Here is a 22,351-nt window from a genome sequence, read left to right as displayed (position 1 = left end):
CATGCCCGATCGTCCGTCCTCCCCAAGCCCGTTCGGGCTCGCGCCGACCCGTCGCCGCCTCCTGTCCGCGGGGCTCGGCCTCGCGGCGGCCAGTACCCTGCGCCCGGCCCTGGCCGCGGGCGGCACCGTCCGGGTCGGCTACCAGAAATACGGCTCCCTCGTCCTGCTGAAGGGTCGCGGCACCCTCGAGACGGCGCTCCAGCCCCTCGGCTACACGGTGGCGTGGTCGGAATTCCCGTCCGGGCCGCCGCTGATGGAGGCCCTGAATGCCGGGGCGGTGGATTTCGGCTCGGCCGGCGAGGCGCCCCCGATCTTCGCGCAGGCCGCGAGCGCGGAGCTGCGCTACGTCGCCACCGAGCCGCCGGCTCCCCGGGGCGAGGCGATCCTGGTGCCCAAGGACAGCCCGGTCCGCAGCGTCGCCGACCTGCGCGGTCGGACGCTGGCCCTGAACAAGGGCTCGAACGTCCACTTCCTGGTGGTGCGGGCGCTGGAGCAGGCCGGCCTGCCCTACGACGCGGTGAAGTTCGCCTTCCTGGCCCCGGCCGACGCCAACGCCGCCTTCGTGCGCGGATCGGTCGATGCCTGGGCGATCTGGGATCCCTATCTCGCCGCCGCCGAGCGGGCCACCGGCGCCCGGGTGCTGGCGGACGCGCAGGGCCTCGCGCCCAACCGCCAATTCTACCTGTCCCGCCGCGGCTTCACCGATGCCAATTCGGAGATCGTCGCGATTGTCCTCAAGGCGATCGGGGAGGTCGATACCTGGGCGGCCGGCCATGCCGAGACCGTGGCGGCGGAACTTGCGCCCTCCGTGGGCATTCCAGCCCCCGTGCTCCGCGTCGCCCTCGACCGCTTGTCCTACGGGGTGACACCCCTGGATGCCGCGGCGGTGGCCGACCAGCAGCGGGTGGCCGACGCCTTCCATAGCCTCGGCCTGCTGCCGAAGCCGATCCGCGTGGCCGACGCGGTCTGGACGCAGCCCGAGCGCCGGGCGGAGAACCGATAATGCGACCGACTGCCCTCGACCGCCTGCGCGACACCGCCGTGCCCTGGCTCCTGCCGGTCGCGATCCTGCTGGGCTGGCAGGCCGCGGTCTCCGCCGGCCTCGTCTCCAACCGGTTCATGCCGGCGCCCCTGGACGTGGTCCGGGCCGGCTGGGAGGCCGGGCGCACCGGTGAGCTCTGGACCAATCTCTGGGTCAGCACCCTGCGGGCCCTGTCGGGCTTCGCGGTGGGCGGCGGCATCGGCTTCGCGCTGGGCCTCGCCAACGGTCTCTCCCGCCTGTCGGAACAGCTGACCGACACCTCGGTGCAGATGGTGCGCAACGTGCCCCATCTGTCGCTGATCCCGCTGGTGATCCTGTGGTTCGGGATCGGTGAGGAGGCCAAGCTGTTCCTGGTGGCGCTCGGCGTGTTCTTCCCGATCTACGCCAACACCCTGCACGGCATCCGCTCGGTGGACCCCGCGCTGGTGGAGATGGGCCGCGTCTACGGCATGTCGCGGACCGAGCTGTTCACCAAGGTGGTGCTGCCCGGCGCCCTGCCGTCGATCTTCGTCGGCCTGCGCTACGCGCTCGGCATCATGTGGCTGACGCTGATCGTCGCCGAGACGATCTCCGCCTCGTCGGGGCTCGGCTACATGGCCATGCAGGCCCGCGAGTTCATGCTGGTCGACGTCGTGGTGCTGGCGATCCTGATCTACGCCGCCCTGGGCAAGCTCGCGGACGCGCTGACGCGCCAGCTCGAGCGCGCCTGCCTCGCCTGGAACCCCGCCTACAGGAGCGCCTGATGCTGCTCGACGCCCTTCGCCGCGAGGCCCCGACCGATCTCGTCCCGGAGACCCGGGTCGCCGACGCGCCCCCCGCGCCGGCGCCTCGACCGGCGGACACCACCGCCCGCGGCATCGCCGTGACGGCCCGCGACCTGCGCAAGAGCTTCGACGGCCACGCCGTCATCGAGGGGCTCGACCTGTACCTGCCGGCCGGCGGCTTCACCGCCGTGGTCGGGCGCTCCGGCTGCGGCAAGAGCACCCTGCTGCGGCTGATCCTCGGGCTGGAGACGCCCACCGGCGGCCGGATCGTGCTGGAAGGGCCGCAGGCCGGCCCGCGTCGGAGCGAGCCGCCGAAGCGGATCATGTTCCAGGAGCCGCGCCTGCTGCCCTGGGCCCGGGTCGTCGACAACGTCGCGGTCGGCCTCTCCGGCCACGGCTCCCGGGCCGAGCGCCGGGAGCGGGCGCTGGCCGCCCTGGCCGAGGTCGGCCTGGCCGACAAGGCGGGACAATGGCCCGCGACCCTCTCGGGCGGCCAGCGTCAGCGCGTGGCGCTCGCCCGGGCGCTGGTGAGCCGGCCGGGCCTGCTGGCGCTCGACGAGCCCCTCGGCGCCCTCGACGCGCTGACCCGCATCGGCATGCAGGACCTGATCGAGCGGATCTGGCTGTCGCAGGGCTTCACCGCGCTGCTCGTCACCCACGACGTCGCCGAGGCGGTGGCGCTCGCCGACCGCATCCTGGTGGTCGAGGCCGGCCGCATCGCCCTCGACCTGCGGGTCGACGTGCCGCGCCCGCGCCGGCGCGGCGATCCGGATCTGGCGCGCCTCGAAGGGCGTATCCTCGATCATCTGCTCGGCGCGCAGCCGACCCTCTGACCGCGGGCCGCCGTTTCCCGGAAGCGGCGGCCTGCCCTAGCTCTTGGTGATCGCCGGATGCGAGAAGTCGGATCCGGCTTTTCCGCATCCGGCTCACGGCCGCAATGGAGACCCCGATGACCGCGACGAATGACGGGCGCGCCGACGTCCTCTGGTTCCTGCCGACCCACGGCGATGGCCGCTATCTCGGCGCCCAGGAAGGGGCCCGCGAAGTCTCGATCGACTACCTCCGGCAGATCGCCCAGGGCGCCGACGAGCTCGGCTATTACGGCGTGCTGCTGCCGACCGGGCGCTCCTGCGAGGATTCCTGGATCGTCGCCTCGGCGCTGGCGCCGCTCACCAAGCGGCTGCGCTTCCTGGTGGCGGTGCGGCCCGGCCTGATGGAGCCGTCCGCGGCGGCCCGCATGACCGCGACGCTCGACCGGGTCTCGGACGGGCGCCTCCTGATCAACGTCGTCACCGGCGGCGATCCGGTGGAGCTGGCCGGCGACGGCGTGTTCCTGTCCCACGACGAGCGCTACGCCGTCACCGACGAGTTCCTGACGATCTGGCGCGGCCTGCTCTCGGGCGAGACCGTGACCTTCCAGGGCAAGCACCTGCGCACCGAGAACGGCCGGGTGATCTTCCCGCCGGTGCAGAAGCCCTATCCGCCGCTCTACTTCGGCGGCTCGTCGCCGGCCGGGATGGAGGTCGCGGCCGAGCATTGCGACGTCTACCTCACCTGGGGCGAGCCCCCGGCCCAGGTCGCGGAGAAGATCGCCGCCGCCCGTCAGGCCGCGGAGGCCAAGGGCAAGACCTTCTCGTACGGCATCCGCCTGCACGTGATCGCCCGGGAGACCGAGGCCGAGGCCTGGGACGCCGCGGAGAAGCTGATCTCGAAGCTCGACGACGCCACCATCGCCAAGGCGCAGGAGACCCTGAAGCGGCAGGATTCGGTCGGCCAGAGCCGCATGATGGCGCTGCACGGCGGCAACCGCGACAAGCTCGTGGTCTCGCCCAACCTCTGGGCCGGGGTCGGGCTGGTGCGCGGCGGCGCCGGCACGGCGCTCGTCGGCTCGGCCGACCAGGTCGCCGACCGGATGAAGGAATATATCGACCTCGGGATCGACCGGTTCATCCTCTCGGGCTACCCGCATCTCGAGGAGGCCTACCGCTTCGCCGAGCTGGTCTTCCCGAAGCTGCCCCTGCGCGCCACCACGGGCCGGCCCACGGGCAACGCCCGCAACGATGGCCCGTTCGGCGAGATCATCGCCAACGATCTCGTGCCCGCCCGTCGCGTCGGGGCGCACTGAGACAGCGTCCCGACCTGCCGCGTCTGCGCGGGAATGGCCGCGTCATCGATCGGATGGCGGGCGGGAAACCGGGTTTCCGGAGGGCAGGACGCCCTTCGGCGGCGCTCGGGGCGTGCAGCCCCGAGCGCCGGGCGACGCCCTGACGCAGGGTTCCACCCGGCCATAGCAGGAGGGCCATGACCTTCTGAAACCAGGACTTTCCCGGCCGAAGTCGCCCGTGGACAGCGGGAAGAGCGGGGATGGCGCAGGTTCGGCACATCCGCGCCAAAGTCACGCCATCCTTGGCGCCCAGGTGCCGCGCCTATCACCGCGCGGCCCGCTCGCGCGATCACCGGATAGCGACAAGGACATCCATGACCTCGACCAAGGCGGTCCTCCTGACCATCGGCCTGTGCCTCGGCCCGGTTGCCGCACATGCCGAGCAATCCCCGGCCCGCGAGGCGCTCAAGCAGTACTGCACCGGCGACTACATGGATTATTGCAGCGCCTACGCGCCCGGCGGCCCCGAGGTCGAGGCCTGCTTCAAGGCGAACATGAAGAACCTGTCGCCCGGCTGCTCCGCGGCGATCACCGCCTACAAGCAGGAGAAGCGGGCGACCAAGCGCGTCAGCGAAGTGCGCTGAGGCCGCCGCTGCCGCACCTGTCGGGTCGGCATCCCCTCCTTGCATAGCGAAGCACCCCGGCGTGGCGCAGCACTCGGGCGTGTCGCGCTGCCATGGGTCTCTGCGCGCCGCGCGTGATGACGGCGACCGTGAAATTCTTTGAGCCCGTCGCGATGGCCCCGTGAGCGGCGAGTATTGAGATATTCTCCGCCGATCCTGTGAATGCGATCGCAATAATGCACGACATGCGTCGGTTATGAATAAAGTTCGACTTATGTCGAAGATATAGCTGTTCAATTTTAGTTTGTAAGCATTGTAAATAATTCCAAAACATCGGGATCGTGACATTCCTGCACTTTCCGAGATCGGGCGCGGCCTTAGCCTCCGCGGTGCCGAAAATCGGAGATTGCCTCGTGTCCACTGCACGTTGTTTCGCGAAGAATCCTCTCACGCGCGCGCTCGTCCTGGCCGTTCTGGCGGCGAGCGTGGCCGCCTGCGCGACCACGCCGCCGGCTCAGCCGGTGCCGCTGATCAAGAAGGGCTGAGCACCGCGTCCCGACGGGCACAGGTTCTCCCTCGGGACGACAACCACGCGCCGCCCCGGATCCGGGGCGGCGCCCTCGGCCGGCCTCACCGCACGGCGATCCCCAGCGGGGCGCCGCGGCAATTGAGATGGGCCGGATTGGTGGAGACCACCCCGGCATTGCAGCCGCCCTGCAGGCCGACATAGAGCGGCGTCCCGCCCGCACCGGCGCTCGCCAGGTAGCCGATCGGCCGCGTGCCGGCGTCGAGATGGCGCGGGTTGTTGGTGACCAGGCCGGCATCGAGCCCGGCCGCGGTGCCGGCATAGACCGGCGTGTCGGCGGGCGAGGAGGGCTGCGCCAGGGTGGCGCCGATCGGGGCCGTGGCGCAGCCCTTGTAGCCCGGGTCGATCGTCACCTCGCCGGCATTGCAGCCCTGCTGCGTCCCGACATAGAGCGCCACGCCCGGAGCCCGCGCGGCCGGCGGGGCCGCCGCCTGAGGTGCCGGGGCCGGGTCGGCGGGGAGGGGAGGCGCCCGCCCGCCGGTGAGTGCCGCCCGCAGGGCGACGAGGCCGGCCCGGACATCCTGCAGGGTGCCGACCACCACGTAGCAGGTGTAGCTGTGCGCACCTGCCGGGACGTTGTTCTCCCGGAAGACGCAGTTCCACTTCACCGTGGCGTTGCCCGGCCCCGGCAGGGTCGCGAAGTTGAACCGGCCGTACCCGGCATTCGGCACGGTCGCCTGGGGGAGGGCGGGGCTGTAGACGCCCATCGCCCGGGAGCCGTCGGGAGTGGCCAGGATCACCGGCACGCCCTGCTCGCCGGGCCCAGCCGAGAGCGGCGCGGACTGGCCCGTCGCCGGGTCGAGGTTCCAGAACGCCGTGAAGTCCGGCGGCATGTAGGCGGTCGCCGCCTCGAAGGTCGCCGATTCGTGGGGTTGCGCCGTGATGTAGGTGGCGCGGTACGCTATGGCGTTGGCCACGCCCGCCGCGCCCAGGGTGACGGTCTTGGCCAGGACGTCGTCCGAACGAGGCCCGGCATGGGGCCCGGGGCCCTTCGGGCAACTGCCGGTGACGCGGCCCGGCTCGATCCAGTAGGCCATCTGCGACCGCGTCTGGAGCGTGTCCGGACCCCGCTTCAGCTCCGTCAGCAGGGTCGTGCTGCGCGGGCCCGTGCCGTCGGAATCGCTGCCCGCCTCGGTCGGGTTCAGGCACTCGCCGTAGCCGTCGTAGGACGAGGCCGATTGCAGCTCCCGGCCGTGGTCGTGGGCGTTGATGAACTCGGTGCCGCCCCAGGTCAGGCTGTCGATCGCGCCGCCGGTCCGGGACGAGACGCCGACCGTGATCGGGGATCCGTTGAACACCCGGCTGATCGTCGCCCGGCCGCCGGGCTCGGGCCAGGCGATCGACGGCGCATCCTCGGCCTGCGCGGCCCCGGCGAGGCCGACGAGCAGGAGCGCGGCGCGCAGGGGACGGGGCAGGGGGGTCGAGGCGGACATCGGCGGCTCCTGTGAGGCGCCGGCTTAGAGCATGAGGCGGGGGAGGGGAATCCTACCTCATGATCGTGAGGCCCAGCAAAGAGATAGCCCAGTGGCCCGGCTGGGATCGCGTTCCCGCATGGTTCAGAGCGCACAAGACCTAATTGAAACCTGGGCAGTACCGCCTTATCCCCTGACCGTCAGCACGATAATTTAAGCTTCGGACTGCCATCAGATTAGAAGGCTGTGGGCAAGCCCGATTCCCAAAATTCCGCGACGCCTGTGCGTGCGACATCCGGGGATCTGCTGCACCGGCCTGGGATACATCTTCGGAATGCGGATGCCGTGCCGATGACAACCACCGATTTGGCTTCCGCCAGCGGCAGACGGACCACCGAGGGGCGCGAGGCGCTGATGCGCACGGCGCGCACGATCGCGGCGGCGGCCGTCGCCGCCATGGTGCTGCTCCTCGATCTCATCAGCTTCTCGCAGCTGATCTTTTCCGGCCCGCTCGCCGAGAGCCGCGTCGCCGGGATGTCGGCGATGCTGGCGGCCTACGTGCTGGGCAGCCTCGTCTTCGTCGCGCTGCGGCGGACCGTGGTGGTGTCGCTGTCCTTCATCGGGGCGGCCGCGATCGTGCAGGCGGCCATCGCCGCCGCGGTGGCCGGCGCGCTGCGGGATTCGGGCATCACCGATCCCGCCACGGTGGGCCGGATCGTGCTCGTCGCCTGCGGCGTCTCGACCTTCGCGACCGGCCTCGTCTTCGCGCTGCTCGGCACGCTGCGCGCCTCGCTGCTGGCGCAGCTCCTGCCCTACCCGGTCCTGACCGGCTTCCTCGGCGGCGTCGGGCTGCTGTTCCTGCGCAGCGGCGTGCAGATCGGCGCGCATCTCGACGATCCCGCCGCCGCGATTCTCGGACTGCTCGACCCGGCAGCCCTCGACCCGAGCCGGATCGATCCCGGAGCGCTCGGGCGCATCGCCCTAACCTTCGTCATCGGGTTCTGCGCCTTCTACCTGCCCCGGCGGATCAAGCACTGGAGCACCTACCCGACGGTCATCCTGGCGAGTCTGGTGGTCGTCCATCTCGGCCTCGCCTGGCAGGGCATCGACACGGCGGCCGCCCAGGCGGCCGGATGGCTGATCGAGGCGCTGCCCTCGGGATCCCTGCTGCAGGCCCCGGCGGTTCTCGCGCTCCAGGCCCTCGACCCCGCGCTGCTCCTGCCGATCCTGCCCCGGATCGCCACCGAGATCGTCGTCGCGGTCATCATCCAGATCCTCTACGTCATCAGCGTCGAGCTGGAGATGCGGCGCGAGCTCAACATCGACCGGATGTTCGTGGCCTCGGGCGCGGCCAACCTGGTCGGGAGCCTGTTCGGCAGCCCCGCCATGGGTTTCGGGCGGACCTCGACCCTGCTGCTGCACAATATCGGCGGGAGCCATTGGCTCGGCTGGTGGCTGACGCTGGCCGTGATGGCGGCGCTGCTGGTGTTCGGCGCGAGCCCGCTGTCGCTGCTGCCGCGCCCGCTCGCCGGAGGCGCCCTGATCGCCATCGGCCTCGGGCTGCTGGTCAACCTCGCACTGGCCTGCCGCACCTTTCCGGTCTGGGAGACCGGCATCGCCCTGGCGGTGTGCGGGGCGACCGCCCTGTTCGGTGCCACCGTGGGCTTCCTGGTCGGCGTCGTGCTGGCGATCCTGATCTTCGCGGTCCAGTACGGCCAGATCCCGGCGGTGCGCCGGGATCTGGCCGGCTCGGAGCGGCGCAGCAGCATCATCCGCGCGCCTGACACCGCCGCGCTGCTGCGCGAATCCGGCCACCGGACGCGGATCTACGCCCTGCAGGGCTACCTGTTCTTCCTCAACGCGCAGACGATCTACCGCCGGATTGCCGCGGAACCCGGGACCCTGCGCACCCTGATCCTGGATTTCCGCGATTGCGTCGGGCTCGACAGCTCGGCCCTGATCGCGTTCCGCAAGATCAGCCAGCTCGCCGAGCAGCGCGGCTTCGACGTGCTGCTGGTCCATCTGAGCCCGGCGGCCCGCCAGCAGGTCGCGCGCGGCGGTCTCGCCGGAGCGCGGCTGCGGATGCGTGACACCCTGGACGAGGCCCTGCGCGAGGCGGAGGCGACACTGCTGGCCGAGGCCGGCATCGGCGGGGAGGGCGCCGTCGCGCTGTTTGCCGAGCACATGGCCGACCGGCTCGGCTGCCCCCTCGCGCCGGCCGATTTCGCGCCCTATCTCGGCGTCCGCACCCTCGCGGCCGGGGAGGCCCTGCTCCGCCAGGGCGAGGCGGCCGACACCCTGTACTTCCTCGAACAGGGCGTCGTCTCCATCGAGATGGAGGTGCCCGGCCGCCCCAACCTGCGCCTGCGCACCACCACGGCCGGCACGGTGATCGGCGAGATCGGCCTCGTGCAGGGCGGACGGCGCACCGCCACCGCCATCGCCGAGAGCCCCTGCCGGGTTGTCGGCGTCGACCGGGCCGCGCTGGCCCGGATGGAACGGGAGCGCCCGGACCTCGCCCTGTCCCTGCAGCGCTTCCTGATCCTGGAACTCGCCGGCAAGGTCGCCAACACCAATCTGCTGCTGGAGGCCGAGCTGACCTGAGGCGCCCGGGGGATCAGGCCGCCGCCAGCAATACGGCGAGCCCGATATGGGTCACCTGGTGCAGGAACTGATCGATCCCGATCAGCCACCAGAACCGGGCATCGGTGGTCGGGAAGCGGGCCCGCTGGCAGATTACGGCCTTGCCGCGGTCGATCGCCGTGTGGATCACGAAATCGACGGGCGCCAGCCACCACAGGGCCGGCTTGACCGCCAGGGCGATCAGCAGGGTCCCGAACCCGTGCAGGCCGGTATGGGCGCAGAGCGGCCAGAACCAGGCGGACGCCCGCTCCTTGCCCTGCGCCATCCAGTTGGTCTGAAGGAGGAAATCGGCCGCGAGGTGCTTCACCGCGAAGGCGACGAGCAGGAGCGCGAAGGCCCCCACCGGAACGGGCGTGTCGACGGACGGCATTCCGGCCCTGTCTCTCCTGGCGGAACCGCGCGGGGTGATCCGATCCCGCGCCTCGAATCGTAGTACCCTTTCATACACCCGCGCTGTGTCCCGCCCTTGTGATGGCTCGCACAGGCCACCACCGGACGCGGGGCGAATCGGGGTTTTCAAAAGGCCCCGGCCCTCCGCCCTAAACCGTGAGGACGACGCGCCCCGTCGTGCGTCCGCCTTCGAGGTCGGCATGGGCCCGGGCCGCGTCCCGGAGGTCGTACTCGGCTCCGATCGGGCTGGTCAGGCCGTCTTGCAGGGCCGCGATCAGGTCGGCGCTGCCGCGGCGGTACAAGTCGGGATCGTTGGCATAGGCGAGCACGCTCGGCCGTATCAGCGCGACCGGGCGGCCGGCTCCCAGGGTCTCGACCCGGAACGGTGGAATCGGTCCGGCCGGCTGGCCGAGGCTCGCCACGATCCCGAACGGCCGGACCGCCGCGAAGGTCCGGGCCAGCATGCCGCCGCCGATGCCGTCGATCGCCAGATGCACCCCCTGCCCATCCGCCAGGATCCGCGTCCGCTCGGGCCAGTCGCCCTCGCCGTGCAGGAAGACCGCATCGGCTCCGGCCTCCAGGGCCGGCACGCGCTTTCCCGCGGAACCGACCGTGCCGACCACATGCGCGCCGAGGCGCTTCGCCCAGCGGGTGACGATCTGGCCGAGCCCGCCCGCGGCGGCATGGACGAGGATCCAGTCGCCGGGTCCGACCGCCCGGACCGTGTGCAGCAGCATGTGGGCGGTCAGGCCGCGCAGCATCGTGCCGCCGACGACGCGATCGGGGAGGGCGTCGGGCAGCCGCACCAGACGTTCCGCCGGCAGGATCCGGGCCTCGGCATAGGCGCCCATCGGTGCGCCGTGATAGGCGACCCGGTCGCCAGGCTTCAGCGACGTGACCTCCGGCCCGACGGCCTCGACCATCCCGGCCCCCTCGAATCCCAGCACCGCCGGATAGGTGTCGAGCGGGTAGAGGCCGGTTCGAAAGTAGATGTCGACGAAATTCACGCCGATCACGGATTGGCGGATGCGGACCTGCCCCGCCCCAGGCTCGCCCAGGTCGATCGCGCTCGCCGTCAGGACTTCCGGCGCGCCGGGTTCGCTCATCATCATCGCTGTCGTCATGGTTCATCTCCTGCCCGGGCAGCGAACCGCGTTTTGATCTGTGAGAGAATTCGGGATCTCTTCACCGGCCTCGTGCAGAACTGCACCGATGGTCGATTGGCAGGATCTCCACCACTTCGCAGTGCTCGCGCAGGCCGGCTCGCTCTCGGCCGCGGCGCGGGCGCTCGGGGTCGATCACGCGACGATCGGCCGGCGGGTCGCGTCCCTCGAGGACGCCCTGGCGCTGAGGCTGATCGAGCGCCTGCCGCGCCGGGTCACGCTCACCCCGGAGGGGATCGCCATCGCGGCCTTGGCGTCGGAGATCACCGGAACCGTGCAGGCGATCGAGCGCCGTGCCCGGGGCTACGCCGAGGCGCCGGTCGCGACGGTCCGGATCAGCGCGCCGCCCGCCGTCGCGGCCCGCCTGATCGCGCCGCAGGTGGCGGGCTTCCATCGGGCGCATCCCGGCATCACCCTGGTCCTGTCCGGCGCCGCCAGGATCGCGGCGCTCGATCGCGGGGAGGCGGAGATCGCCGTGCGGCTGACGCGCCCCGACGATCCGGATCTCCTGATCCGCCGGATCGGCGCGATGCGGTTCGGGCTCTACGCGACCCCGGGCGAGGCGACGAAGCCTCCGGCGGACTGGACCTTCATCGGCTACGATTCCGCCCTGGAGCACGTCCCTCAGCAGGCCTGGCTGCGGAGCCTGCTGGCCGGCCGGCCGATCGTGTTTCAGGCGAGCGACCTGTTCGGTCAGCAGGAGGCGGCCCGGGCCGGCCTCGGCGCCGTGGTCCTGCCCCGCTTCCTCGGGGACGGGGATTCGGCCCTGGTCCGCCTCCCGGTCGAGGGGATGCCGCCATCCCGGGACATCTGGCTCGTCACCTATCCCGACCTCAAGCGCTCGCCCGTGATTCGCGCAGCGCTGGCGTTTCTGGCGCGGGTGATCGGCCAGGGATGTCCGGTGACTGCGCGAGCGGATGAGATCGGGGCGCCATGACCGGTTCGCCGAGGCGCGGCCCGGGCCGGTCTGGTCAAGCCGTCGGACCCGCCTTCCGGACTTCATGATCCCGCGCTACGCCGGGGGCTTCGACGAACGGGGGGAGCCAGGATGATCAAGGATCGCGTCTACATCGTCACCGGCGCGGGCTCGGGGCTCGGCGCCGCGGTGGCGCGCAGCCTCGTGGCGGCGGGCGCCAGCGTGGTGGTGGCCGATATCGCCCGGGAGGCCGGGGCCGGCGTGGCGGCGGAGCTGGGCGCGCAGGCGCGGTTCGCGGCCACCGACGTCACCAGCGAGGCGGACGGGCAGGCGGCGGTCCAGGCGGCGCTCGACGCATTCGGGCACCTGCACGGGCTCGTCAACTGCGCCGGGATCGCGCCGGGCGAGAAGGTGGTCGGCCGCGACGGCCCGCACCGGCTCGACAGCTTCGCCCGGGCGGTGTCGGTCAACCTGATCGGCACGTTCAACATGATCCGGCTCGCCGCCGCGGCGATCGCCAAGGAGGCGCCCGATGCGGAGGGCGCCCGGGGCGTGATCGTCAACACCGCCTCGGTCGCGGCCTTCGACGGCCAGATCGGGCAGGCGGCCTACGCGGCCTCGAAGGGCGGCGTGGTCTCGATGACCCTGCCGATCGCCCGGGAGCTGGCCCGCCACGGCATCCGGGTCGTCACCATCGCGCCAGGGATCTTCGAGACCCCCATGATGGCCGGGATGCCCCAGGAGGTGCAGGACGCCCTCGGCCAGAGCGTGCCCTTCCCGCCGCGCCTGGGCCGCCCGTCGGAATATGCCGACCTTGTCCGGCACATCTGCGAGAACCCGATGCTGAACGGCGAGACGATCCGCCTCGACGGGGCGCTGCGGATGCCGCCCCGCTGAGCGCGTGAACGCAGCGTCCCGGAAGCCGGCGGCCGCCGTCCGGGACGACGCTCTAGCCGATCGAGACGCTGGTCAGGAGCTCGGCGGCCCGGCGCACCTCGGTGACGATCAGCTCCTCGCTCGGGCCCTCGACCGGCATGTCGGACAGGATCGCGGCGACGTCGCGCTTCACGTCCTCGCGGATCTCGGGATTCTCCTCCGACAGGCGCCCGATCAGGACGCCCAGGACGATCTCCAGGGCGGAGAGCTTCGCGTGCACGCGGGTGAAGTCGTCCAGCGGTTCCGGCTCGTTGTCGGTCATGGGTTGCTCCGTTGGGGGCGCCTGCTCGGGTGTCGTACGACAGCAGGCTTCAATTCGGCCGCTCGCCGGCGGGCGGGGTCAGCATCGCTTCCATCTGGTTGATGGCGCTGCGCAGGGCTTCGAAGGCGGGCAGCGGCCCGCGCAGATGCGCGACGACCCGCCGGCGCGTCCGGGACGGGGCGCCGGGCTCGGTCGGCTCGTAGACTTCCATCTCCAGGGTCATCCGCCCGATCCCCGCCCCGACCCCGAAGGCCGAGACGGTCTCGAAATAGACGATGGGCGCCTCGATGACGCCCTCGACCTGGGGCGGCGCAGCGGCCTCTCGCGTATCGGGCATGCGGGATCTCCCGGACCAGGGCGCCGCACCGTCCGGGGGACGGGCGACGCATCGCGTCAGGCATACGCTCCCGCGGCCGGCTTGGTCGATCCCGGGGCGAGCCGCGATCAGGCCGCCGCGCTCTCGCTCCAGGCGGCCAGGGCCGCCGCGACGCCGGCGCCCGGCGGGACGGAAAACCCTTCCGCCCGCAGGACCGCCTCCAGGGCGCCCAGGGTGATCAGAACCTTGTGCTTGCGGGCATTGTAGCCCATCGCGCCGATCCGCCAGACCTTGCCGGCCAGCGGCCCGAAGGCGGTGCCGATCTCGATCTCGAAATCCTCCCGCATCCGGCGCCGCACCGCCTCGCCGTCGACCCCGTCCGGGATGTAGAGCGCGGTGACGTTGGTCATCCGGTAGCGGTCGTCGCCGAACACGGTGAGCCCCATGGCCCGGATGCCCGCCGCGACGGCGCGCCCGGCGGCGGCGTGCCGGCGGTAGCAGGCCGCCAGCCCCTCGCCCAGCACCACCCGGGCGCATTCCCGCGCCCCGTACAGCATCGTGGTCGCCTCGGTGTGGTGGTTCAGGCGCTTCTCCGACCAGTAATCCATGATCATGGCGAGGTCGAAATAGTTCGAGCCGATCCTCACGCCCGAGCCGTCGTCGATGTCGTCCCGGCGGATGCCGTGCTCGACATGGCGCCGGGAGAAGATCCGCTCGGCCGCCGCCGCCGAGACGGTGATCGGCGACGAGCCCGAGGGGCCGCCGAGGCATTTCTGCAGGCCGCCGGTCACCACGTCGACGCCCCAGCGGTCGGCGGCGATCTCCATGCCCCCGATCGTCGCGGTGGCGTCGACGTAGGAGAGGGCGCCGGCCCGGCGGCAGAGGTCGCCGAGCCCGTCGAGGGGCTGGGCCATGGTGGTGGAGGTGTCGCCGTGCACGGTCGCCACGACCTTCGGGCCGAAGCGCTCCACCGCGGCGGCGATCGCCTCCAGGGGCACCACCGCGCCCCAGGGCGCGTCCACGGTCTCGACCACGGCGCCGACCCGCTCCAGGATCTCGGTGAGCAGCAGGCCGAACCGGCCGAAATTGACCACCAGCACCCGCTCGCCGGGGGCGACCAGGCTCACCAGGGCCGCCTCGATCCCGGCCCGCGCCGTGCCGTCGACCAGGAAGGTCCAGCGGTTCTCGGTGCCGAAGATCGGGCGGTAGAGCGCCATCACCTCGTTCATGTAGGCGGTCATCTCGGGGTCGAACTGCCCGAGCAGGTCGGCCGACATGGCGCGCAGCACGCGCGGATGGGCATTGACGGGTCCCGGCCCCATCAGGAGCCGCTGGGGCGGGTCGATCTCGCCGATCTGCTCGAGCACGGGCTGACTTCCTTCGCTGTCGCGCATTCCGGGCGGGGCGACGCAATCCTCCGGCCAAATCCCTCCGGCCAAATCCCTCCGGCCATGTCGCGCTCGCGCATGCTGCTACGGATCCGCGGCGGTTCGATCAAGCAGAGCGTTTTTTCCCAAGGACGGAAACCCTGCACGCCCCTCGGCGTTTCAAGGTCCCGACATCGACCCAACCCAGACCGAACCCGCAAAGGGGGATACCCGCCATGATGAAACGCTTCGCCACCGCGGCCGGACTGCTCGCCCTCTCGACGAGCCTCGCCCTGGCCCAGACCACCACCCAGACCGACAGCAACCAGAAGGAATGGCAGGTCGCCAAGGTCGCCAAGGTCGGCCTCGCCCAGGCGCTGACCACCGCCGAGTCGCAGGGCGACGAGAAGGGCGGCCGCGCCATCGACGCCGATTTCGAGAAGGCCGACAGCAAGAACCCGGCGCATTACGCCGTGAAGGTCGTCTACCCGAGCGGCAAGCTGGTGGAATACGGCATCAACGCCGATACCGGCGCGCTGTACAAGACCGAGAACCAGCCGATCGAGCGCTACTTCACCCGGCTGAAGCCCGCCGATTTCCAGAACGCCAAGACCTCGCTCAAGGACGCGCTCGCCATCGCCGAGCAGAAGGCCGGCGGCGGCAAGGCCTACGAGGCCGAGGTCGAGAAGGACGGCTCCGCGGTCCAGTACGAGATCAAGGTGGCCGGCGCCGACAAGGACCAGAAGGTCAAGGTCGGCCCGGACGGCAAGGTGGTCGACTGATCCCGTAGGATCACCACCCGACGCGGCGGGGCCGTCCCAAAACCGCCCCGCCGCTGCATGGTGTCGCCCCGCCGCCCGGCCGCGGAGCCGGGCGGCCGCCTCGGCGATTGCTCCCGGACGATATGGCGGACCGGGAGCGCGAACATGGAATCAGGCACGCGGGGCGCCCAACCGATCCTCGGGACGGCCCGGACCCGGGTCGAAGGGCCCGACAAGGTGACCGGCCGGGCGGTCTACGCCTCCGACCGCCCCGGGCCGGAGACGATGGCCCGCGCCGCCCTGGTCACCAGCACCATCGCGTGCGGCCGGATCACCGGGTTCGACCTCGGCGCCGCCGAGCGGGTGCCGGGGGTGCTGGGGATCTTCACCCACCGGGACTTCGCCGGGGCGGTGGCACCGGTGAAGCACCTGATGGCCGGCGGCTACGCCAACAGCTCGCACCGGCCGCTCGACTCCGACGCGGTCGCCTATGCCGGCCAGATCGTGGCCCTGGTGGTGGCCGCCACCCAGGAGGCCGCCGAGGAGGCGGCCGGCGCGGTGCGGGTCGCCTACGCGGAGGAGCCCGCCGCCGGCGGCTTCGACGCGCCGGGGGCCGAGACCGTCCGGCTGGCGGATCTCAAGGCCCAGCACGAGGACATCGCCCGGGGCGACGCCGAGGCCGGGTTGCGAGCGGCCGCGATCCGGATCGAGGCGCGCTACGAGACCCCGATCCAGCACCACAACCCGATCGAGCTGTTCACCACCCGGGCCGCCTGGGACGGCGACAGGCTCACCGTGCACGAGCCGACCCGCTATGTCGGCGCCGTGCAGCACGGGCTCGCGGCGCAGCTCGGCCTCGATCCCGCGCAGGTGCGGGTCGTGTCCGGGCTGATCGGCGGCCATTTCGGCTCGAAATTCGCGCTGTCGCAGCACACGGCCCTGGTCGCCCTGGCGGCCCGGCGTCTCGGCCGGCCGGTCTCGCTGGTCCCGACCCGGCGGCAATGCTTCACCATCGCCAATTACCGGCCGGAATCGCGCCACGCCATCCGGCTCGGGGCCGAAAGCGACGGCCGGTTCACCGCCCTGGTGCACGAGGCCGAGACGGTAACGTCGCGGTTCGACCCGTTCGTCATGGAGGGGGCCGAGGTCACGGCGAGCCTCTATGCCTGCCCGGCGATCCGGACCGAGGAGCGGGCGGTGCGGGTCGATCGCAACACCCCGGGGCCGATGCGGGCGCCCCCGGAGGTGCCCTACCTGTTCGCCCTGGAGAGCGCCGTCGACGAGATGGCCGTGGCCCTCGGGATGGACCCGATCGCCCTGCGGCGGCGCAACGACACCGCGATCGATCCGGTCTCCGGCAAGCCGTTCTCGACCCGGCCGCTCATGGCCTGCTTCGACGCCGGCGCGCGGGCCTTCGGCTGGGCGCGGCGGGCGCCGCGTCCGGGAACGATGCGGGACGGGCCCTGGCGCGTGGGCCTCGGCTGCGCGGCCTCGGTGCGGCCGGTGAAAATCGCGGCCGCGACCCTGCGGGTGCGGCTGAACCCGGACGGGACCGCGGAGGTCGCCTGCGCCCATCACGAGATCGGCAACGGCATCACCACGCTGCTGGCCATGGGGGCGGCCGAGGGCCTCGGCGTGCCGGTGGAGCGGGTGACGGTCCGGCTCGGCGACACGGCGCTGCCGGCGGCCGGCATCTCGGGCGGCTCGAGCACGACCACGAGCCTGATGAACGCGCTTGATCTCGGCTGCAGGCAGATCTGGGAGAACCTGGCCCAAGCGGCGACCGCCTCCGGCGGCCGTCTCGCCGGGCGGGACCCGGGCGCCCTGTCGCTGGCGGGCGGGCGGCTTTCAGCCCCGGACGGCACCGGCATCGTGCTGGCCGAGGCGATCGGCCCCGCGGGGGTCGAGACGCTGGCCGAGTTCGTGCCCGCGGGCGGGGACCGGGAGAAGGCGCTGGCGGGCCTGCGGCAGGGCCATATCGGGCTCGCCTTCGGCGGCGGCGGGCGCGCGGTCTCCTGGGGGTTCGGGGCGCAGTTCGCGGAGGTCCACATCCATGGCGAGACGGGAGAGATCCGGGTGGCCCGGCTCACCGGCGCCTTCGCGGCGGGGCGGATCCTCAACCCGCTGACCGCCCGGAGCCAGCTCACCGGCGGGATGATCTGGGGCCTCGGCTCGGCGCTGCTGGAAGAGACCGTGCTGGACGGGGCAGCCTACCGCAATCCGGATCTCGCCGAGTATCTCGTCCCGACCTCGGCCGACGCCCCGGAGGTCGAGGCGCTGCTGGTGCCGGACCCGGACGACCGGGTCGACGCCCTCGGCCTCAAGGGCCTGGGCGAGCTCGGCATCATCGGCGTCAACGCCGCCATCGCCAACGCCGTCCACCACGCCACCGGCCGCCGGATCCGCAAGCTGCCGATCCGGCTGGAGGACGTGGCGTGAGGCGATCACTCAACGGAAGATCGTTCTGAGAAAGCCTGGGACGACGCAGGTCCTGCTGCGATCGATGATGCAGCCAGGGCAGGATAGACCGCCGTGTCATCCCGGGGCGCCGGAGGCGAACCCGGGATGACGTGGTGGATGATCGAGGCAACCGAAACATTTTCGGGCTCTGAAAAGCCCTCCCCGGGGAGGGCTCACTTCGCCTTAAAACCCTACTCCATCGTCGGCGCGAGCTTCTTCACGCCCTGCACGTCCTCGCCGAGCCAGGCCGCGTTCTTGGCGGTGCCGTCGAAGGTCGCGCTCGTCTTGAACAGCTCGTACTTGCCCTCCAGCGCGTAGGGCTTCGAGCGCGCCAGCAATTCGGCTACCGTCGCCTTGTCCATGGGCTTGAAGGTCTTCACCGCCTCGAAGGCCTGGTCGAGGTCGCGCTGGTTCTGGATGCCGGTGATCACCACCGAGACCGGCAGGTTCAGCGAGAAGTGCAGGTATTCCAGCGGCTTGATCGGCGCGTCGGCCTTCAGGATCACCCCGTCGCCGAAGGTCTTCATGGCGAGCGGCGCGATGCCCTCGGCCACGAGGTGCGGCAGCACGAGATGGCCGAACGAGCGGAAATGCGCGTCCATCACGTTGAGCGGCATCTGGCAGGAATCGAAGTGGAAGCCGTGCTCCTGCGCCACCGCCAGCATCTGCAGGTGGATGCGCGGGTCCTTGTGGCCGGTGAAGCCGATATAGCGCAGCTTGCCCTGCTTCTTGGCCTCGAGGAAGCCCTCCATGGCCCCGCCCTCCGCGAAGACGCGGTCCGGGTCGTCGTAGCGCAGGATCTCGTGGTGCTGGACGAGGTCGATCCGGTCGGTGCGCAGGCGCAGGAGCGACTGGTCGATCTGCTTGAGCGCCTCCTCCTTGGTCCGCCCGTCCATCTTGGACATCAGGAAGACCTTGTCGCGATAGCCGCCCTGGGCCAGCGCCGCGCCCATGCGCAGCTCGGAGCGGCCGTCGTTGTAGTCCCAGCAATTGTCCATGAAGGTGATGCCGCGATCGACGCCTTCGTGGATCAGCCGGGTCGCCTCGTCGTCGGTCACCGCACTCTTGCCGAGGTGGAACCCGCCCATCCCGATCGCCGAGATCTTTTCCGCGGTCCGGCCGAAGCTGCGGTAGAGCATCTCGCCCCGGCGCTCGCCCGGATCGGTGATCAGCGGCAGGTCGGCCGGGTCCTGGGGCCGGGTATTCGGAAGCGGCGGGACGTTCACGGCCGCACCTGCGCTGCCGGCGCCCGCGAGGCCCGCGCCGAGCACGGCGCCCTGGAGGAAGCTGCGGCGTTCCATCGGATATCTCCGTTCGGGAGGGGATTCGGTTCGGAGGGTAACGGGTGGCGGGACATCATCGTTCGACCTCCTGGGCGAGGCGGCTCGCCGCGTTGAGCAGGCGCAGGGCGGCGCAGGCCGCCCCGTAGCCGTTGTCGATATTGACCACCGTGATCCCGGGCGCGCAGCTCGCCAGCACCGCATCGAGGGCCGTGCGCCCGCCCGCGGCGACGCCGTAGCCCACGGAGGTCGGGACCGCGATCACCGCGCCGGCCACGAGGCCGCCGACCACGCTCGGCAGCGCCGCATCCATGCCGGCGGCGACGATCACCACCGGATGCGCCCGGATCTCCTCCAGCCGCGTGGTCAGCCGCCACAGGCCGGCGACGCCGACATCGGCGAAGAGCGTCGCGGCGCGGCCGGCATAGCCGAGCGTGCGCAGGGTCTCCCGGGCGACGGGCACGTCCGAGGTGCCGGCCGCCACAACGGCGACCCGGGCCGGGCCGGCGACGGCCGGGGGCTGCCCGAACACCGCCGTGCGCGAGACCGGGCAATAGTCGAGCCGCGCCGCAGCCCCGAGCCGGGAGCACTTCTCCGGGTCGAGCCGGGTCAGGAACAGCGAGGCGCCCCGGTCCCCGGCAGCGACCAGGATCGCGTCGATCTGCTCAGGGCTCTTGCCGGCGCAGAAGATCGCCTCCTCCAGGCCGATCCGCTCGGGCCGGGCGAAGTCGAGGGTGAATTCGTCCGCGACGCTCATATGGGCGAGGCTCCGGTCAGGAAGGCGCTGCCGACCCGGTAGGGGGCGAACCGGACCGGGCCGGCGAGACGCGGCGGCGCGATCTCCCGGATGCCGGCCCCGAGTTCTTCGCGACGCCCCGGGTCGAGGGCGGCGAGGCTGCCGGGATCGAGTTCCACCACCACGCCCTCGGCCCGCACCCGGCAGCGGACGGCCCGCCGGGCGCCCGTGCCGGCATCGAGGGCGCCGCCGACCAGCCGCTCGACCGCGTGGATGAAGCCCAGGGTCTCGGGCTCGATCGGGATGCCGGTCTCGACCCGGCTCGACAGGCAGGGCGCGGACGGCAATTCGGCCACGGTCCCGAGGCCGAGGTCGCGGGCGAGCGCCCGGACGGCCGCCTTGTCGAGGCCCGCCTCCACGTAGGGGTGGCGCACGCCGTGCTCCCGGGCGGCGTCGAGGCCGGGGCGGTACTCGCCGAGATCGTCGCGATTGGCGCCCGACAGGATCTGCCGCTCGGTGACGCTGCGGATCGCCCCGTACAGGTTGGTCTTGCAGAAGAAGCAGCGGTTGACCGGGTTGGCCCGGTAGGCCGGGTCGGCGAACTCGCCGGCCTCGATCACCCGCAGGTCCCAGCCCTCCCGGGCGGCCTCGGCCCGGACCCGCGCGGTCGCCTCGCCGGGCACGGCCGGGGAAACTGCGTGGACCACGAGGACCGCGTGCGGTGCCAGGCGGTGGGCGAGGGTGGCCAGCGTCAGGCTGTCGACCCCGCCGCTCACCGCCACCGCGACGGGCCCGAGTTCCGCCAGCACGGCTTCGAGCTGCGCGCGCATCACCGGTCCACCTTCGTGATCTCGTGCTTCGTCATCTCCTGCAACGCGAGGCCCTCGGCCTCGGCCCGCAGGCGCGCCCGCTCCGCCTGGCCCGCCTGGTCCAGGGCGTCGTCGGCCTCGGCCTTGGCGGTGCGCCCGCCCGGCCGGTCGACCACCTTGACCCGGACCCGCCGCCCCTCCGGCGCGACCGTCACGGCCTCCCGGTCGAGCATTGCCCGCGCGACCCGGTGGTGGCGCAGCCCGATCGTGGTGGTCTCGCGGAAGCAGGCCGCGATCGCCGCCTCCAGGCTCTCGGGCTGCACCAGGGCCTGGATATGGGCCATCATCCGGCCCTTCTTGCCCAGGACCGGCATCTGCACGACGTCGCGCACGCCGGGCTCCGCGCGCAGGCGGTCGAGGCCCATGGCCAGGTCCTCGCCCGACTGGTCGTCGATCTCGAAGGCGATGACGGCCAGCTCGGCCCGGTCCGGCCGGGATGCGGCCGCCGCGTCGAGCACGAGGGCGCGCAGGCAATTGCTGAGGCCCGGCAGGCTCTTCGTGCCGAAACCGATGCCGCTCCGCCCGATCGTGCCGGGGGGCCGGCCGCGCCCGGGCTTGAGGCCGCAGAGATGGCGCAGGATCGCGGCGCCGGTGGGCGTCACGCGCTCGCCCGGGATCCCGTCATCGAGGGTCGAGAAACCTTCGAGCAGGAGCGTGGTGGCGGGGGCCGGCACCGGCAGGGGGCCGTGCTGGGTCCGCACCCGGCCGGAGCCGAGCGGCAGCGCCGAGACGCTCCAGCTCCGCACCTCGAGGGCGGCGATCAGGTGGGCGGCGGCGACGATGTCGGCGATCGAATCGAAGGCGCCGACCTCGTGGAACGCCACGGCGTCGACCGCGATGCCGTGGACCCGCGCCTCGGCGTCGGCGAGGTGCCCGAAGATCGCCAGCGCATGCGCCCGGACGGCCGGCGCGAGCTCCGCCCGCTCCAGCTCCGCGCGGATCTCGGACCAGGGCCGGTGGCCGTGCGGCGCCGGATCGTGCGCATGGCTGTGCGGGTGATCGTGCGGGTGATCGTGATCGTGATGATCGTGATGGTGGTGGTCCGCATGGGCGCCGTGGCGATGCGGCGTGGGGACCGTCTCCGCCCCCGGGGCCGAGACCGCGAAGCGCAGCCCCCGCAGGATGCCGTCATTGTGCTCGGACGCGGCGCAGGCGATGCGCGGATCGACGGCCCGCACGCTCGCGCGCACGCCCTCCAGATGCTCGGGAAAGGCGTCGAGCAGCGCGGCGGCGAACATGTCGCCGGCCACGCCGCCGAGCGCGTCGAGGTGGATATGCATGTGTGTCGGTCGGCCCGAACCGGTTCCTGATGCCGCTCAGATCGTCCGCGGCGGGCACAAGGCAAGGGAGGCGGTGCCGGTCCGGCGACGCGGCGTATCGCCGTCACGCCCGACCAGCTCCCCGGCGCACAGGCGCGGGGACCGGTCTCGGAGGCGCCATCCGCCAGGATCGGAACCCAATTCGCTTGTGCGTAGGGCGTCTGCTTTCGCCTCATGCCAGCCATACAGAAAGGCGTCGGAGCATCCCGAAAGCAGCCATTGGCCTGTCGTCCGGCGACTTCAGCTCTGAGAGAGAGACAATCTCAGGCTTGGCGGAAGGCTTCCCCCCCAATGGCCGAATTTGTCCTCTGCTTGGCCGCCTTGGCGCTTTCCCGCAAGCGTCTAATCGCAGATGCGGAGTGGCACCAGCTAGTTCAAGGCAGCGACCTCTGATGGGGGGGG

21 protein-coding genes are annotated in these 22,351 nt (G+C 71.9%); 11 read left to right on the top strand and 10 right to left on the bottom strand.

The features are described from left to right. The first annotated feature begins 1 nt into the window (after window position 1). The 6 genes from WYO_RS01060 (at window position 2) to WYO_RS32320 (ending at window position 5,078) form a co-directional block, all read left to right on the top strand. The gene (locus WYO_RS01060; RefSeq protein WP_230365363.1) at window positions 2-1,003 is read left to right on the top strand and encodes a sulfonate ABC transporter substrate-binding protein; all 1,002 of its coding nucleotides are present in this window, start codon (window positions 2-4) and stop codon (window positions 1,001-1,003) included. Beyond that, entirely contained in the window at window positions 1,003-1,785 is a 783-nt protein-coding gene (gene ssuC, locus WYO_RS01055) for an aliphatic sulfonate ABC transporter permease SsuC (RefSeq protein WP_007557992.1), read from the top strand. The genes WYO_RS01060 and ssuC overlap by 1 nt, the downstream gene beginning before the upstream one ends. Next, window positions 1,785-2,639 (top strand): ATP-binding cassette domain-containing protein, encoded by an 855-nt coding sequence (locus WYO_RS01050; RefSeq protein ID WP_007557991.1) that lies wholly within the window; start codon window positions 1,785-1,787, stop codon window positions 2,637-2,639. The genes ssuC and WYO_RS01050 overlap by 1 nt, the downstream gene beginning before the upstream one ends. A gap of 116 nt (window positions 2,640-2,755) precedes the next feature. After that, the gene (gene ssuD, locus WYO_RS01045; protein WP_007557989.1) at window positions 2,756-3,931 is read left to right on the top strand and encodes an FMNH2-dependent alkanesulfonate monooxygenase; all 1,176 of its coding nucleotides are present in this window, start codon (window positions 2,756-2,758) and stop codon (window positions 3,929-3,931) included. Window positions 3,932-4,284: 353 nt separating this feature from the next. After that, entirely contained in the window at window positions 4,285-4,554 is a 270-nt protein-coding gene (locus WYO_RS01040; RefSeq protein WP_007557987.1) for a hypothetical protein, read from the top strand. 392 nt (window positions 4,555-4,946) lie between these two features. Then, on the top strand, window positions 4,947-5,078 hold the full coding sequence (locus WYO_RS32320) for a hypothetical protein (protein ID WP_279889706.1): 132 nt from the start codon (window positions 4,947-4,949) through the stop codon (window positions 5,076-5,078). An 85-nt stretch (window positions 5,079-5,163) separates the two neighbouring features. Here WYO_RS32320 and WYO_RS01035 read toward each other — a convergent pair whose 3' ends face one another. Beyond that, entirely contained in the window at window positions 5,164-6,552 is a 1,389-nt protein-coding gene (locus WYO_RS01035; RefSeq protein ID WP_007557984.1) for a hypothetical protein, read from the bottom strand. A gap of 330 nt (window positions 6,553-6,882) precedes the next feature. On the opposite strand from WYO_RS01035, the gene WYO_RS01030 reads away from it, so the two are divergent. Continuing rightward, a complete protein-coding gene (locus WYO_RS01030) occupies window positions 6,883-9,135 on the top strand; it encodes a cyclic nucleotide-binding domain-containing protein (protein ID WP_007557981.1) in 2,253 nt (750 codons plus the stop codon). 13 nt (window positions 9,136-9,148) lie between these two features. Here WYO_RS01030 and WYO_RS01025 read toward each other — a convergent pair whose 3' ends face one another. Both WYO_RS01025 and WYO_RS01020 read right to left on the bottom strand, forming a co-directional pair. Next, on the bottom strand, window positions 9,149-9,544 hold the full coding sequence (locus WYO_RS01025) for a DUF3307 domain-containing protein (protein WP_007557979.1): 396 nt from the start codon (window positions 9,542-9,544) through the stop codon (window positions 9,149-9,151). Between the two features lie 169 nt (window positions 9,545-9,713). Beyond that, the gene (locus WYO_RS01020; RefSeq protein WP_007557977.1) at window positions 9,714-10,688 is read right to left on the bottom strand and encodes a quinone oxidoreductase; all 975 of its coding nucleotides are present in this window, start codon (window positions 10,686-10,688) and stop codon (window positions 9,714-9,716) included. A gap of 88 nt (window positions 10,689-10,776) precedes the next feature. On the opposite strand from WYO_RS01020, the gene WYO_RS01015 reads away from it, so the two are divergent. Together WYO_RS01015 and WYO_RS01010 are read left to right on the top strand one after the other, a co-directional pair. Next, window positions 10,777-11,664, top strand: coding sequence for a LysR family transcriptional regulator (locus tag WYO_RS01015; protein WP_007557975.1), 888 nt, complete (start codon window positions 10,777-10,779; stop codon window positions 11,662-11,664). A 111-nt stretch (window positions 11,665-11,775) separates the two neighbouring features. Beyond that, window positions 11,776-12,540: a 3-hydroxyacyl-CoA dehydrogenase gene (locus tag WYO_RS01010; RefSeq protein WP_007557973.1), complete on the top strand. Its 765-nt coding sequence runs from the start codon at window positions 11,776-11,778 to the stop codon at window positions 12,538-12,540. A 52-nt stretch (window positions 12,541-12,592) separates the two neighbouring features. On the opposite strand, the gene WYO_RS01005 is transcribed toward WYO_RS01010, so the two are convergent. The 3 genes from WYO_RS01005 to WYO_RS00995 form a co-directional block, all read right to left on the bottom strand. After that, window positions 12,593-12,841 carry a hypothetical protein gene (locus WYO_RS01005; protein WP_007557970.1) on the bottom strand — a complete coding sequence of 83 codons (249 nt, stop codon included), beginning with the start codon at window positions 12,839-12,841 and terminating at the stop codon, window positions 12,593-12,595. 49 nt (window positions 12,842-12,890) lie between these two features. Beyond that, window positions 12,891-13,178 (bottom strand): hypothetical protein, encoded by a 288-nt coding sequence (locus WYO_RS01000; protein ID WP_007557968.1) that lies wholly within the window; start codon window positions 13,176-13,178, stop codon window positions 12,891-12,893. 107 nt (window positions 13,179-13,285) lie between these two features. Then, window positions 13,286-14,524: an alanine--glyoxylate aminotransferase family protein gene (locus WYO_RS00995; protein ID WP_007557966.1), complete on the bottom strand. Its 1,239-nt coding sequence runs from the start codon at window positions 14,522-14,524 to the stop codon at window positions 13,286-13,288. A gap of 236 nt (window positions 14,525-14,760) precedes the next feature. Here WYO_RS00995 and WYO_RS00990 point away from each other — a divergent pair, with 236 nt between their 5' ends. After that, window positions 14,761-15,306 (top strand): PepSY domain-containing protein, encoded by a 546-nt coding sequence (locus WYO_RS00990; protein ID WP_007557963.1) that lies wholly within the window; start codon window positions 14,761-14,763, stop codon window positions 15,304-15,306. Between the two features lie 144 nt (window positions 15,307-15,450). Next, window positions 15,451-17,724: a xanthine dehydrogenase family protein molybdopterin-binding subunit gene (locus WYO_RS00985; protein WP_007557961.1), complete on the top strand. Its 2,274-nt coding sequence runs from the start codon at window positions 15,451-15,453 to the stop codon at window positions 17,722-17,724. A 212-nt stretch (window positions 17,725-17,936) separates the two neighbouring features. Here WYO_RS00985 and WYO_RS00980 read toward each other — a convergent pair whose 3' ends face one another. The 4 genes from WYO_RS00980 to WYO_RS00965 are packed head-to-tail and all read right to left on the bottom strand — an operon-like array spanning window position 17,937 to window position 21,910. Further along, on the bottom strand, window positions 17,937-19,046 hold the full coding sequence (locus tag WYO_RS00980; RefSeq protein WP_007557959.1) for an aldo/keto reductase: 1,110 nt from the start codon (window positions 19,044-19,046) through the stop codon (window positions 17,937-17,939). A 55-nt stretch (window positions 19,047-19,101) separates the two neighbouring features. Continuing rightward, window positions 19,102-19,782: a nickel pincer cofactor biosynthesis protein LarB gene (gene larB, locus WYO_RS00975; protein ID WP_007557957.1), complete on the bottom strand. Its 681-nt coding sequence runs from the start codon at window positions 19,780-19,782 to the stop codon at window positions 19,102-19,104. Continuing rightward, on the bottom strand, window positions 19,779-20,591 hold the full coding sequence (locus tag WYO_RS00970) for a hypothetical protein (protein WP_007557956.1): 813 nt from the start codon (window positions 20,589-20,591) through the stop codon (window positions 19,779-19,781). Before WYO_RS00970 ends, larB begins: the two co-directional genes overlap by 4 nt. Then, window positions 20,591-21,910: a LarC family nickel insertion protein gene (locus WYO_RS00965; RefSeq protein ID WP_007557954.1), complete on the bottom strand. Its 1,320-nt coding sequence runs from the start codon at window positions 21,908-21,910 to the stop codon at window positions 20,591-20,593. Before WYO_RS00965 ends, WYO_RS00970 begins: the two co-directional genes overlap by 1 nt. Window positions 21,911-22,351: the final 441 nt, after the last annotated feature.

Source organism: Methylobacterium sp. GXF4 (assembly GCF_000272495.1).
Taxonomy (GTDB): domain Bacteria; phylum Pseudomonadota; class Alphaproteobacteria; order Rhizobiales; family Beijerinckiaceae; genus Methylobacterium; species Methylobacterium brachiatum.
This window is presented reverse-complemented; position numbering and strand designations above follow the sequence as displayed.